Annotated in this window: 13 protein-coding genes; 7 read left to right on the top strand and 6 right to left on the bottom strand. The window is 48.0% G+C overall.

Annotated features, from left to right (window positions below; all coding sequences use genetic code 11):
• The first annotated feature begins 7 nt into the window (after positions 1-7).
• Positions 8-1444 carry an MltF family protein gene (locus tag N2K84_RS07645; RefSeq protein WP_282591201.1) on the top strand — a complete coding sequence of 479 codons (1437 nt, stop codon included), beginning with the start codon at positions 8-10 and terminating at the stop codon, positions 1442-1444.
• On the opposite strand, the gene N2K84_RS07640 is transcribed toward N2K84_RS07645, so the two are convergent.
• The 3 genes from N2K84_RS07640 to N2K84_RS07630 form a co-directional block, all read right to left on the bottom strand.
• Positions 1431-2072, bottom strand: coding sequence for an NUDIX hydrolase (locus tag N2K84_RS07640; RefSeq protein ID WP_282591200.1), 642 nt, complete (start codon positions 2070-2072; stop codon positions 1431-1433). The two genes, N2K84_RS07645 and N2K84_RS07640, sit on opposite strands and share 14 nt — an antisense overlap.
• A gap of 130 nt (positions 2073-2202) precedes the next feature.
• Complete coding sequence (locus N2K84_RS07635; RefSeq protein WP_282591199.1) at positions 2203-3453, bottom strand: ABC transporter permease; 1251 nt, start codon at positions 3451-3453, stop codon at positions 2203-2205.
• Positions 3454-3566: 113 nt separating this feature from the next.
• Entirely contained in the window at positions 3567-4553 is a 987-nt protein-coding gene (locus N2K84_RS07630) for a lysylphosphatidylglycerol synthase transmembrane domain-containing protein (RefSeq protein WP_282591198.1), read from the bottom strand.
• Between the two features lie 199 nt (positions 4554-4752).
• Here N2K84_RS07630 and rsmA point away from each other — a divergent pair, with 199 nt between their 5' ends.
• From rsmA to N2K84_RS07605, 5 genes are all read left to right on the top strand, one after another.
• Positions 4753-5535 carry a 16S rRNA (adenine(1518)-N(6)/adenine(1519)-N(6))-dimethyltransferase RsmA gene (rsmA, locus tag N2K84_RS07625; RefSeq protein WP_282591197.1) on the top strand — a complete coding sequence of 261 codons (783 nt, stop codon included), beginning with the start codon at positions 4753-4755 and terminating at the stop codon, positions 5533-5535.
• Positions 5536-5540: 5 nt separating this feature from the next.
• The gene (mgtE, locus tag N2K84_RS07620; RefSeq protein WP_282591196.1) at positions 5541-6899 is read left to right on the top strand and encodes a magnesium transporter; all 1359 of its coding nucleotides are present in this window, start codon (positions 5541-5543) and stop codon (positions 6897-6899) included.
• Position 6900: 1 nt separating this feature from the next.
• Entirely contained in the window at positions 6901-7356 is a 456-nt protein-coding gene (locus tag N2K84_RS07615) for an ATP-dependent zinc protease family protein (protein WP_282591195.1), read from the top strand.
• 77 nt (positions 7357-7433) lie between these two features.
• Complete coding sequence (rimK, locus tag N2K84_RS07610) at positions 7434-8306, top strand: 30S ribosomal protein S6--L-glutamate ligase (RefSeq protein ID WP_282591194.1); 873 nt, start codon at positions 7434-7436, stop codon at positions 8304-8306.
• Positions 8307-8311: 5 nt separating this feature from the next.
• Entirely contained in the window at positions 8312-9277 is a 966-nt protein-coding gene (locus N2K84_RS07605) for a succinylglutamate desuccinylase/aspartoacylase family protein (protein WP_282591193.1), read from the top strand.
• A gap of 18 nt (positions 9278-9295) precedes the next feature.
• Here the strand turns inward: N2K84_RS07605 and N2K84_RS07600 are convergent, their stop codons facing one another.
• The 3 genes from N2K84_RS07600 to N2K84_RS07590 are packed head-to-tail and all read right to left on the bottom strand — an operon-like array spanning position 9296 to position 10369.
• A complete protein-coding gene (locus tag N2K84_RS07600) occupies positions 9296-9625 on the bottom strand; it encodes a DUF202 domain-containing protein (RefSeq protein ID WP_282591192.1) in 330 nt (109 codons plus the stop codon).
• A gap of 32 nt (positions 9626-9657) precedes the next feature.
• Positions 9658-10179, bottom strand: coding sequence for a hypothetical protein (locus N2K84_RS07595; RefSeq protein ID WP_282591191.1), 522 nt, complete (start codon positions 10177-10179; stop codon positions 9658-9660).
• A gap of 4 nt (positions 10180-10183) precedes the next feature.
• A complete protein-coding gene (locus N2K84_RS07590) occupies positions 10184-10369 on the bottom strand; it encodes a DUF3223 domain-containing protein (protein WP_282591190.1) in 186 nt (61 codons plus the stop codon).
• Positions 10370-10689: 320 nt separating this feature from the next.
• On the opposite strand from N2K84_RS07590, the gene N2K84_RS07585 reads away from it, so the two are divergent.
• Positions 10690-13317 carry a valine--tRNA ligase gene (locus N2K84_RS07585; protein WP_282591189.1) on the top strand — a complete coding sequence of 876 codons (2628 nt, stop codon included), beginning with the start codon at positions 10690-10692 and terminating at the stop codon, positions 13315-13317.
• The last annotated feature ends 103 nt before the right edge of the window (positions 13318-13420 follow it).

The following is a 13420-nucleotide window of genomic DNA, read 5'->3' as shown; positions in this document are numbered from 1 at the left end:
TTAAACGATGGGGAAAATAAAAACATACTTTTGGTTGTTTACCGCAGTGGCCCTGCTGACCATCCCGTCGTGCTCCCTCGGGGATAAAACAACCTTGGAAAAAAAATCAAAAAGCGCCGGAACCGAACTAACCCGAATCATGAAATCAGGTAAACTTCGGGCGGTTGTCGATTATAACTCAACCAATTATTTTATTTACCGCGGAAAGCCAATGGGCTTTAAATACGAACTGTTGCAGCACCTGGCCAACGACATGGGCATCCGGCTCGAAATATCGGTCAGCAACAACCTTCAGGAAACATTTGAAGGGCTGAATAAAAAACGTTACGACCTGATCGCTAAAAACCTAACGGTTACCCGAAACCGTAACGAACTGATCGAATTTACCATTCCTCTCGAACAAACCCGACAGGTACTTGTGCAGCGAAAACCCGAACAGTGGAAGGAAATGACCCCGATGGCAATTGAAGACTCCCTGATCCGCAACCAGCTCGATCTGGCCGGAAAACGAATTCATGTACAAAAGAATACGGCATACTATAAGCGATTGGTAAACCTGTCGGATGAAATTGGCGGGGAAATAGAAATTGTGCAGGACAGCATCTTCGGAGTGGAGCAACTAGTGGCGATGGTGGCCAAAGGAGAAATTGAATACACCGTTTGCGATGAAAACGTTGCCCGCGTCAACCAAAGCTACTACCCCAACCTGGATGTGGAAACACCGGTGAGCTTCCCGCAAAATATTGCCTGGGCTGTTCGCCACGACTCTCCGGAATGGCTGAACTACCTGAATAATTGGATCTTGAATTTTAAAAGCACCCCTACCTATAAAGCCCTGTACAAGAAATATTTTGAAAACAGCCGTTCAAGTGCGATGGCCAACAGCGACTATCACTCGATTACCGGCGGAAAGATCTCGCCTTTTGACGATCTGATTAAGCAGGAAAGCGAAATGGCCGGTTTGGACTGGCGATTGGTGGCTGCCGTCATTTATCAGGAATCGCGTTTTGATCCTACTGCCGAATCGTGGGCCGGCGCTTACGGGTTGATGCAAATCCTGCCCGAATCGGCCGATATGTTTAATATTTTCGATTATGAAGAACCACGAAACAACATCAAGGTGGGCATAAACCTAATCAAATGGCTGGAAAGGAATTTCATACAAGAAATTCCCGACTCGGTAGAGCGGATGAAATTTGTACTGGCAGCCTACAATGTGGGGTTGGGGCATGTGAAGGATGCCCAGCGGCTGGCAGAAAAGTATAATAAAATTCCCATCGTTTGGACCAACAACGTCGATTACTTTCTTCTCAACAAATCGGCTGCAAAATTCTATAAAGATCCGGTGGTAAAATGGGGCTATTGCCGGGGCGAAGAACCCTATCAATATGTCAATAAGGTTACGAATACCTACCGGCATTACGCGAATATTATCGGGAAGTAGGAACCAGGCGGGGTTGCCCCAACAAATCCAGAAACTCGGTCAATATCATAGCAGTAGCACCCCAGATCACCTCTCCGTCAAACGGGTAATACGGAACATCCAGCGGGCCGCTGAAGGTATCCAACCGGGTAATGCGCACCTCACGTTGCCGATGGAATTGTTGAATGGGAAACAGAATCAGCTTTTCAGCTTCCGCTTCGTTTAGCACAAAATCCGGCTTTTTATCCAGCCAGCCCACGTAGGGAAAAATAGTAAACCGGCTCACCTGCACATACAATTCCGAGAGGCGGCCTAATAATCGAACATCGAGTGGCGACACGCCCACTTCCTCACGGGTTTCGCGCAAGGCGGTCACCTCCGGGCTTTCACCTTCTTCAATGCGTCCGCCCGGCAGACTGATTTGCCCAGGATGATTTTTCATGGCTGCCGCCCGCTTGGTCAGGCAGGTATAAATCTCGTCCTTCCAGGGAAACAGCAACAACAGTACACTACTGTACTTCAACAGGTCCATATCCTGATGGCGCACAGTCAACTCGCGGCCAGGAGGCATCATTTTCAGGTGGGAACGCTTTCCGGGCAAATCGTTCTTCAACAAACGGGCAATATGTTCAGGTGAGAAATTGTGCATACTTTTAAAGATAAACAATCGAGCCAGAAATCTTTTTGGTGGAACCAGATTTTTTTATCCGGCTTAGAAAAAATAATACTCCGTCGCATTTTAACAAAAAACCAACAGGCTGTTCCCCTAATCAGTCTCTCTATTCGAAGCGGATGGTTTTCTCCGGTGAAATACGGCCAACCAGATACGACGGCCCAACCAACATTAACAAGGTAACCAGCATCGCGCCAATATTCAGCAAAACCAGGTGCGAAAAAACCAGGTTCACCGGGACAGTGTCCACATAATACGAAGCCGGGTCGAGATGGATAATTTCCCCATAGTGCTGGGCCCATCCCAACAACAGGCCAAGCAAATTGCCCCACAGCAACCCCTCACCAACCAAAAAGGCTGATAGGTAGAGAAAGACTTTCCGAATATTAGCATTAGCAGCCCCCATCGATTTCAGGATACCAATCATCCGGGTGCGTTCCAAAATGATGACCAGCAAACCCGAAATCATGTTGAACCCGGCCACCAGTACCATCAGGGTCAGGATGATCCAGACATTCATGTCCAGCAGGTTCAGCCAATCGAAAATATAGGGGAATTTTTGTTTAACGTTCACCACCCGCATCAACGGAGCATTTTCTTCGAGGACGGATAATACCAGCCCGCGAACTTCATATTCCATGTAATCCACCTCGTCCAGCTGGTCCAGGTATATTTCGAAACCGCTTATCTCATCATCTCCCCACGAATTCAGTCGTTGCACATGGCGCAGATCAACCAACACGAACATGCGGTCGAATTCTTCCAGCCCGGTACGGTAAATTCCGCCCACCGTAAACTGGCGCACCCGAGGCAACTTTTCGTTTTCGTTGAGAAAATACATGCGAAAACGGTCACCCAGTTTCAACTTCAGCAGCAACGACAATTGTTCGGAAATCCACACATCATCGGTACGCACCGAATCGAGCTGAATAACAGCCCCTTCCACACGGTTTTTTTCAAAAAAGCTCCAATCAAAATCGGCGGCAATTCCTTTCAGAATAACCCCCTGTATCTCCTCCCCGGCTTTGATCATGCCCGGTTTGGTGGCAAATTGTTGCACTTTTTTAATGCCCTGAATAGTATGCAACCTGTCAAGAAAAGCCGGTTGGCTGTTGATTGGCTTGGTTTCGTACGACTGGTTACTGTCGTAATTAACCACCTGAAGCTGGGCAGCAAAACCATTCACCTTACCTTCAATTTCCTGTTTAAAGCCTGTCACGATGGCTACCGCCAAGATCATGACCGCCATGCCAAGGCTGATCCCGGCCACGGCAAGGCGTACAATGCGGCGCGACATGCGCTGGTTTTGCTCTTTCGACGAAAACAAGCGCCGCGCTATGAACAGTTCTGTATTCAACTTGAAAGTATTTATTGTTGAGCTTTCGCCTTCTGATCCGATTTATGGATCAAAGATAGGCGGACGATTAAACTTTCCCCACCGAAAATGCGCTTATATCCGCCTTAAAATGATCAATGCGCCTGGCGGTTCAGAAACGGCAAGGCCAACACCGAAATCAGCCCCATCACGATCAGCATGGCCGTCATGGTTCCGTGTGCCAGAAAAGCGAACACCACCCCGTCGGCCTTGCTGACACCATACACAATAAGCGCCTGAATGACCATAAAATGCCAGGCGCCAATTCCTCCCTGCACAGGGGCAACCATTCCAAAACTGCCCAAAACAAAGGTGGTCAGTGCGGCCAGCGGTGCCAAATGAGCTGTAAATTCAAAGCAAAAGAAAACGACGTAAAGCATCAAATAATACATCAGCCAAATGAAAACAGAGTGCAAAATAAATGCCCACTTGTTTTTCATGTTTTTGATGGTCTTCAGCCCCTCGCCGAATTTGAGCATAATTTCGTGCACCTTGACCAATGCTGCTGATTTCTTAATTTTCTTTCTGAAAAAATAAAAAGCCAGTACGATTCCCGCCAACGCCAATACATCCCAAACGGTCAGTGTAAAATTGTCAAATTTTTGCTTTACGTGGGGGTTGTTTTCCAAAAACTGCAGAATTTTCCCGAATTGCGACACCAGTACCAACATGGTGAGCAGCAACAACATGATCACATCGATAATCCGTTCGGTAACTACCGTTCCCACCAGCTTGGTAAATGAGATTTTTTCGTAGCGTGATAATACGCCGCAGCGCGAAATTTCACCCATGCGCGGTACCACCAGGTTCATCAGGTAGCCCACCATCACTGCCAAAAAGGTATTCAGCACGCGAGGCTTGTGCCCCAAGGGCTCAATCATCAAAATCCAACGCAAGGTCCGGCTCAAGTGGCTTAGCAAACCCAGAAGCAGCGAAACCCAGATCCAAAGGTAATTGACATCGTTTTTCAGCACTGACTTGATCCGGTCAATATCCTGATCTTTATAAACCAGCCAAAACAAGACTAAACCCAATGCAAAAAATGCAATAATTTTGAGGACCTTAACTAACTTCTGTTTCAAAACGAACTTGTTTATTCCTGAAAATGCGTTAATTTTAAAAACGTTTAACACACATCCAGTTGTTTTATAAAGTACTTTTTTAAATTTGCAGGCCTTCGAAAAAAGGCGAACTTCGGCGACAAAAATAAAGATTTGTTTTAAATCGCACCGGTTTTGAACAACATATTCAATAATCCTAAAATGGAAAACGGAGACGAAAATGACCATAGTAAGGGCCAAAAAAAATTTAGGTCAGCACTTTTTGAAAGACAAGAACATTGCCAAAAAGATTGTTGACAGCCTTGAGGCAACCCATGTACAGGATGTATTGGAAGTTGGCCCGGGCATGGGCGTTCTCACTCAATTTCTACTTCAAAACGAGCAATACCGCACCACAGTGGTGGAAATTGACCGCGAGTCGGTTGACTACCTGAACAACCACTATCCAGAACTGAAAGATCGGATCATATCAAAAGATTTTCTGAGGCTGAACCTGAAAGAATATTTCACCGGACCATTTGCCGTAATCGGCAATTTTCCGTACAACATTTCCTCACAAATTTTCTTTAAGGTCCTCGAATATAAAAACCAGGTTCCCGAGGTGGTGGGCATGATCCAAAAAGAAGTGGCCGAACGGCTGAGCACCGGACCGGGCTCTAAAACCTATGGCATCCTGAGCGTATTGTTACAGGCTTATTACGATATTGAATACTTGTTTACGGTCCACGAAAATGTGTTCATCCCCCCACCGAAAGTAAAATCGGCCGTCATCCGACTGAAACGAAACCAGCGCGAAAGGCTCGATTGCGATGAGGTGCTGTTTGTTAAAATCGTCAAGGCCGCCTTCAACCAACGCCGAAAAACGATGCGCAACTCGCTGAAGATGTTCCTCACCGATGAAACGTTGAAAATTGACGCGTTTTTCAACAAACGTCCCGAACAGCTGAGTGTGAGCGAATTCGAGCATTTAACCCGGCTGATTTCCAATCAACCAAAACCCTGAAACGTATGAAGTTTGCATTAAACCGGGAATTTATCGATAACCTTCAGTCCCTGATTGAACAGGAGGAATCCCGCGAAGTACTTCGGATGCTGGAAGGGCTCCACCCGGCCGATATTGCCGAGATCATGGAAGAACTGACCATGGACGAGGCCAAGTACCTGTACCTGCAACTGGACGGTGAACTGGCTTCGGACGTCCTGATCGAAATCCCCGAAAACGACCGGCGCCGCTTCCTGAAAGTCATTCCGCCCGAAGTGATTGCCCGCCAGTTTATCGAGCACATGGACTCGGACGATGCCGCCGACATTGTGGGCGACCTCGAAGATCACATGAAAGAGGCCGTTTTGCAGGAGATTGAGGACAAGGAACAAGCCGGCGACATTGCCGACCTCTTGGAATACGACGAGGAAAGCGCCGGGGGGCTGATGGCCAAAGAGCTGGTGAAGGTGAACGAAAACTGGACGGTGCAAACGTGCCTGAAAGAAATTTCGGAACAAGCCGAAGAGATTGACGAGATCTATTACGTTTATGTGGTGGACGACGACAATATCCTGAAAGGCGTTTTGTCGCTCCCTCGATTGATCCAGAAACCGACCCAAACGAAAGTGAAAAACCTGGTCAATGCCGACATTCAATCCGTAAAAACCGACACGCCACAGGAGGAAGTGGCCCAGATCATGGAAAAATACGACTTGGTAGTACTGCCCGTGGTCGATCATATTGGCCGGCTAAAAGGTCGCATTACCATTGATGACGTGGTGGATGTTATCCGCGAAGAGGCAGGGCGCGACTACCAGATGGTTTCCGGGATTACCGGCGACGTAGAATCGGGCGATAAAGTTTGGCAGCAAACCCGGGCCCGCATTCCCTGGCTACTGATCGGAACGATGGGCGGCATCCTAGGCGCCCGTGTACTGGGCGCCAACGCCGGCACGCTTGACCAAATCCCGGCGATGGCTTTTTTCATTCCGCTGATTGCCGCCACTGCCGGTAACGTTGGCGTTCAGTCATCGTCTATTGTGGTGCAAACCATTGCCAGCGGCTCGCGCGATTTCGACTCCTTTGGCAAAAAGCTATTAAAAGAACTGGCGGTCGGGCTCATTACGGCCATGTTTTTCGCCTCTGTCATCTTTGCCTATAATTTCTTTTTCAGCAACGATTTTAACCTGACCATGGCGGTAAGCTGCACCTTGTTTATCGTCATTATTTTTGCCTCCATGTTCGGCACCATGATCCCGTTGTTACTGAACAAATTAAAAATCGACCCAGCTCTGGCCACCGGCCCGTTTATCACCACAACGAACGACATTCTCGGGTTGATGCTGTACATGTTTGTTGCCCGCTTTTTCTTCGACATTATTTAACATGAAAGCAAGAACCTTGATTGGTAGGCAGGACCTGGCAGACTTCCCCGGACTTCAGCTCGAAAACATTGAGGTGAAAGTGGACACAGGCGCCTATACGTCTAGCTTTCATTGTCACGACATTGAAGAAATCAGCCAGGCCGGGACAAAAAAACTGCGTTGCTTTTTTTTGGATCCTGAACATGAAAAATATCACAACAAAGAATTTATCTTTGACCGCTTTTCGAAAAAAAAGGTGCGCAGTTCGAACGGCCAGATTGAAGAGCGTTACAGCATAAATACCACTATCATCCTTTTTGGACAGGAAATGCCGCTGGAGCTCACGCTCACTGAACGCGGGAACATGAAGTTCCCGGTTTTGCTCGGGCGGAAATTTCTCTCGAAGAGGTTTGTGGTTGACAGCGCCAAGGCGAATCTTTCATCCAACGGGATAAAGAAAACCGTCCGCCTGCTGTAAAACAGACCGTTCCGCTTAAAATCCCGGTGAGGCCTGATATCAGAGAAAACATCGTCCATTAATCCTAATATAGAAACGTGAAAATCGTCATTTTATCCAGAGACCAACATCTCTACTCAACCAAACGCCTGGTGGAAGCAGGCGAGAAAAAAGGGCACGAAATGCTAGTGGTTGACCACTCCAAGTGCGACCTAGTCATCGAAAAAAAGAAGCCCGGCATCATCTACAAAGGGCACATGCTCGACAATGTGGATGCCGTCATTCCACGCATTGGCGCATCGGTTACTTTCTTCGGAACGGCGGTGGTACGCCAGTTCGAGATGATGAAAGTATTTAGCGCCATCGAATCGCAGGCGCTGGTTCGCTCGCGCGACAAGCTGCGTAGCCTCCAAATTTTGAGCCGGGCTGGTTTGGGCTTACCCAAAACGGTTTTCACCAACTACTCGCGCAATGTAAAAGACATTGTAAAAAGCGTTGGCGGCGCACCGGTAGTCATCAAGCTACTGGAAGGCACCCAGGGATTGGGAGTGGTTCTGGCCGAAACCGACAATGCCGCAGAATCGGTCATCGAAGCCTTCAACGGACTGAAGGCCAGAGTAATTGTCCAGGAATTCATCTCCGAAGCCAAAGGATCCGACATCCGGGCCTTCGTGGTGGATGGCGTGGTGGTGGGAGCCATGAAACGTCAAGGGAAAAAGGGCGAATTCCGCTCTAACCTACACCGTGGCGGAACGGCCAGCTTCATCGAGCTGACAGAAGAAGAAGAAAACACCGCCCTGAAAGCCGCCCGCGTACTGGGATTGGGCATTGCCGGGGTGGACATGCTCCAGTCCAAACACGGACCGCTCATCCTCGAGGTTAACTCGTCGCCCGGCTTGGAAGGCATTGAAGCCGCCACCGGCAAGGACATTGCCAACAACATCATCCGCTACGTGGAACGAAACGTTTAACCGCCATGAAGAATAAGAACACACCGTTTACCATGCTCGATACCGAAATCAAGCCGGGAAAAAAAGCCGTGGTCATCCTGGATACGGCCCGTCTGCACACCCATAACCAAATTGAGGTGCCGGTAATCATTGAACATGGGAAAGAAGCTGGCCCGGTGTTGTTGCTCAACGCGGGCATCCACGGCAACGAGATAAACGGCGTGGAGATTGTGCGCAACCTGATTGCCAAAAAGCTGAACAAGCCACAGCGCGGGACCGTTATCTGCATTCCCGCACTCAACGTGTTCGGCTTTTTGAACCAAACACGCGAGTACCCCGATGGGAAAGACCTCAACCGCATGTTCCCCGGCGCTAAAAACGGTTCGCTGGCCAGCCTGTTCGCCTGGCACATCATGAACAAGGTACTCCCGCATGTGGACTACTGCATCGATTTTCACACGGGCGGGGCCAACCGCTTCAACAGCTCACAGATACGTATCAGCAAAGGAAAGCCCGAGCTGCTGGAACTGGCCCAGGTTTTCAACCCGCGCTTCATCGTCTATGCACCCGACCGCGATAAATCGTTCCGCCAGGTAGCCACGCAACTGGGCAAAAAGGTGTTGTTGTTTGAAGGGGGCAAATCGCTCGACATCCACAACCGCATTACCATGCGAGGCACCACCGGTATCATGCGGGTGATGCACCACTTGGGCATGCGCGACTTCACACCCGAACTGGCCGCCTTCCCCAATCAGGAACCCATCATTATCGGAGAAGCCACCTGGATCCGGGCGCGTCATGGCGGAATGTTCCGTTTTCAGGTAAAAGACGGCTCCAAAGTTGAAAAAGGAGATATCATCGGCAGCATTTCCGATCCGTACGGACGTTTTGAGCATCAGGTAAAAATGCCCGAGGGCGGTTACATCATCGGCCTCAACCACGCCCCCATCGTTTATCAGGGCGATGCGCTCATTCATTTAGGACGGGTGTAACATCAATTACATCGCTTTTTATTCATCGGGCAACGATTCGTCGAGCGGGGTGCCGGTGTTGGTGTAAAACTTTTTCAGCTTATTTTTCAGGTGATAAAACTTGATGGCCCCGAAAACCAGAAACACCACACTCAGTGCCAGCGACAAATAGCCCAACCAATGCAGCTTGTCGAAACCCTCCAACTGCAAGAAAGCAATGCCGGCCAGCACCAGGTAAAGCGAGGTTCGGATGTAGGCGAAAAAAGTACGCTCGTTGGCCAAACGTGTACGCTCCAGCGCCAAAAAATCGCGAAGAATGATTTTCTCCCGATGCTCAAAGTCATATGTCGATTTTTGTTTACGTAGCATGATTGATTATACCTCACTAAAATGATTTCTTTCTATTCATCATCCATTATTTTCAAATCCTTATTTTGCCTGTTAATCCTTGCCTGAAATGAACGTCCTAAATTCAAATTCTTTTTCACAATTCTCAAATTTGCTTTGCTTTTGTGGTACTGTCTAAATTCCTCTTCTAAATCTTTATCTTTAAGCTCATTGGGGCCACCATCAATTTGAATGTATTCAATTTCATTCAGATCAATTTTCTTCAATTCTATAAATCTGTCCACTATTACGGAAAAGGTATTGGGTTGTCTGTGATCAAGACTTAGTTCTTCATAGGTTAAAAATTCTCCTGTTTCCTGGCATTTTACCCGTCCCTTTTTTGAATATCTGGCGAAATAATCGACTTTTACGCTTCTTAAATCTTCTTGAATAACTTGCCTGCAAGCTTCACTGAATCTTGTAAAACCAGATTTTGGTGAATTAATTCTTTTTGTGTATGAAAAATATTCTGTTGAACCATCCAATCGTACTAATTCAAAAGATTTTGTATTGTATTTTAACCTTGCAATCTTCACCTTATCAATTCCGACACCTAATCTTTTCAGTTACCTTTGGGTGGGTTTCAAGCAAATCCATTATATCTATAAAGTCATCTTTTTTTACTGTTTCACCAAATTCATAAGAATTAAGAATCGCCTTGTAATAATTTAAAGCTTCCTTTTTTGATACAAATTCTTTACTACCTATTCTAACTGTTTCTCTCATTGTCTTGTCCACTTTCTATTCGCCTATCTTTCCTACATTACCATTTTCCTATCCCACTAATCATCCAATCTATCGCCATTCTCTTCCGCCCCACAAGTTAGCGAATTTTATGTTTTCTGAGCCAGTCTTGCTTTCATTCAGCAGATTTATATCTTTCGCCATCCATAATTTCCCGGATATCGTCCGGAAATAACCCTACCCCATGGGAAATGGTTCCCGCCGTGTTTCTTCATGATTGCTTGACTGGGAAAACGCCTTTCGATACGGGAATTTTTATATTTTTGTGGCTCAAATCCGAATTAGTAAAAAATCGCATCATCATGGAGATTCCCAGTAAGTACAGTCCTGTAGAAGTTGAAGATAAATGGTACCGGTATTGGATGGAAAAAGGTTTTTTCCACTCGGTGCCCGACGAGCGCGAGCCTTACACCATCGTCATTCCGCCGCCCAATGTTACGGGCGTGTTGCACATGGGGCACATGCTCAACAATACCATCCAGGACATCCTGACCCGCCGCGCACGTATGCTCGGCAAAAACGCTTGCTGGGTGCCCGGGACCGACCACGCGTCGATTGCTACCGAAGCCAAGGTGGTTGGAAAGCTGAAAGATCAAGGCATCTCCAAGTTTGACCTCAGCCGCCACGAATTCCTGCAACATGCCTGGGAATGGACACATAAGCACGGCGGCATCATCCTGGAACAGCTCAAAAAACTAGGCGCTTCCTGCGACTGGGATCGCACTTGCTTCACGATGGACGAGCCCCGCAGCGAATCGGTCATCAAAACTTTTGTCGATCTGTATGAAAAAGGCATGATTTACCGCGGCGTACGCATGGTAAACTGGGACCCGGCAGCCAAAACCGCCCTCTCCGACGAAGAAGTGATTTATAAAGAAGTGCAGTCGAAACTGTACTACCTGAAATATCAAATAGAAGGGGCTTCTGATTTTGTGACCATTGCCACCACCCGCCCGGAAACCATTTTGGGCGATACGGCCGTTTGTGTCAACCCAAACGACGAGCGTTTCAAACACCTGAAAGGCAAACGGGTGCTGGTTCCGCTGATTGGACGCTCAATCCCTATCATCGAAGATGAATATGTTGATATGGAGTTCGGTACCGGCTGTTTGAAAATTACCCCGGCGCACGACATCAACGACTACGAAATCGGTATGCGATACAACCTGCCGGGCATCGACATTTTCAATGACGACGGTACCCTGAGCGAAGCTGCCGGCCTGTTCGTTGGCGAAGACCGCTTTGCCGTTCGCGATGCCATTATCCCCGAACTGGAAAAAGCAGGCAACCTGGCCAAAATTGAAGACTACACCAACAAAGTAGGTTATTCGGAACGTACCCACGTGGCTATCGAACCGAAACTATCGGCACAGTGGTTCCTGAAAATGGAAGAGCTGGTGAAACCGGCCCTCACGAATGTGATGGACGACACTATCCAATTCCACCCGCCGAAATTCAAAAACATTTACCGCCACTGGATGGAAAACATCAAGGACTGGTGCATCAGCCGCCAGTTGTGGTGGGGACATCGTATTCCGGTGTATTATCTGCCCGACGGCTCGTATGTGGTTGCCGAAAGCGATGAAAAAGCACTCGCACTAGCCAAAGAAAAAACCGGCAATGCCGCCTTAACAGTAGCCGAGTTGAAACAGGACGAAGATGTATTGGACACATGGTTCTCCAGTTGGCTGTGGCCAATATCTGTTTTCGATGGTATCCGCGATCCTGAAAACAAGGAAATTCAATACTACTACCCTACCAACGATCTGGTGACCGCCCCGGACATCATCTTCTTCTGGGTAGCCCGCATGATTATTACCGGTTACGAGTACCGCGACCAATTCCCGTTCAAAAACGTGTATTTCACCGGCATGGTGCGCGACAAGCTGCGCCGCAAAATGTCGAAATCGCTGGGTAACTCGCCCGACCCGCTTGATCTCATCGCCACTTACGGCGCTGATGGCGTGCGCGTGGGCATGTTGCTGTGCTCGCCTGCTGGTGGCGACCTGCTGTTCGACGAGAGCCTTCCGCAACAGGGCGCAGGCTTTGTCACCAAGCTTTGGAACTCGTTCCGCTTGGTGAAAGGCTGGGAAGTGGACAACAAAATCCCACAACCCGAACACTCAAAACTGGCCATTGAATGGTTCAGCCAAAAGTTCAGCCAAATTGTCGAGCAAACAAACGATCATTTCGACAAGTTCCGCATTTCCGACGCGTTGATGAGTGTTTATACTACTGTTCGCGACGAATTCTCGGGCTGGTTGCTCGAACTTGTGAAACCTGCCTATCAACAACCGATTGACGGAAAAACCTACGCCGAGCTGGTTGATATTTTCGACCAGGTGCTGCGTTTCATCCATCCGTTTATGCCGTTTGTGAGCGAAGAGATCTGGCAGTATCTGAAAGAACGTCAGGATGGCGAAAGCATCATGGTAAGCAGTTGGCCGAAATCGACCGGATACAATGAAAACTTCCTGCAACAGTTCGAGGATGCCAAAGAGGCCATTTCAGGCATCCGGAATATCCGCACCAAAAACAACATCCCCAATAAGGATGCGCTGGAGCTTTTTGTAATGCCGGGCGACAAAGGCTACCATGCTGAGCTGAATGCAGTAGTATCCAAGCTTGGAAACCTTTCAACCTACAATGAGGTGCAAAAAGAAGTAATCGGCGCTGCGTCGTTCCTCGTAAAATCGAGTACCTTCTTCATCCCGCTGGGTGATTTGGTGGATGTGGAAGAAGAACTGAAAAAACTGGAAGAAGAGTTGAAATATACGCAAGGCTTCCTGAAATCGGTGATGGGCAAACTGAGCAACGAACGGTTTGTCGCCGGAGCGCCCGAGGCAGTGGTTGCCAAAGAGCGCGCCAAACAAGTCGATGCCGAAGCAAAAATCAAAGTACTGGAAGAGCAAATTGCGAAGCTGAAATAGAATCTTCGTTGCGTGGTTTTAAAAGTTGAAAAGGGTCAATCTGAAAAAAATTCAGAATGACCCTTTTTTTTAGTAAGCCAGAGACAGATCCTGAAACAAGTTC

Origin of the sequence: Gaoshiqia sediminis (assembly GCF_025907915.1) — a bacterium.
Classification (GTDB): domain Bacteria; phylum Bacteroidota; class Bacteroidia; order Bacteroidales; family Prolixibacteraceae; genus Gaoshiqia; species Gaoshiqia sediminis.
The sequence above is the reverse complement of the archived record's forward strand: the minus strand, read 5'-3'. Positions and strand labels throughout refer to the sequence as shown.

Bases quoted from the DNA above. Each gene is read 5' to 3' on its own strand.
- N2K84_RS07600 (WP_282591192.1), bottom strand. From the start codon at position 9,625: ATGCTACGTAAACAAAAATCGACATATGACTTTGAGCATCGGGAGAAA.
- mgtE (WP_282591196.1), top strand. From the start codon at position 5,541: ATGAAGTTTGCATTAAACCGGGAATTTATCGATAACCTTCAGTCCCTG.
- N2K84_RS07605 (WP_282591193.1), top strand. From the start codon at position 8,312: ATGAAGAATAAGAACACACCGTTTACCATGCTCGATACCGAAATCAAG.
- N2K84_RS07640 (WP_282591200.1), bottom strand. From the start codon at position 2,072: ATGCACAATTTCTCACCTGAACATATTGCCCGTTTGTTGAAGAACGAT.
- N2K84_RS07585 (WP_282591189.1), top strand. From the start codon at position 10,690: ATGGAGATTCCCAGTAAGTACAGTCCTGTAGAAGTTGAAGATAAATGG.
- N2K84_RS07645 (WP_282591201.1), top strand. From the start codon at position 8: ATGGGGAAAATAAAAACATACTTTTGGTTGTTTACCGCAGTGGCCCTG.
- N2K84_RS07590 (WP_282591190.1), bottom strand. From the start codon at position 10,369: ATGAGAGAAACAGTTAGAATAGGTAGTAAAGAATTTGTATCAAAAAAG.
- N2K84_RS07615 (WP_282591195.1), top strand. From the start codon at position 6,901: ATGAAAGCAAGAACCTTGATTGGTAGGCAGGACCTGGCAGACTTCCCC.
- rsmA (WP_282591197.1), top strand. From the start codon at position 4,753: ATGACCATAGTAAGGGCCAAAAAAAATTTAGGTCAGCACTTTTTGAAA.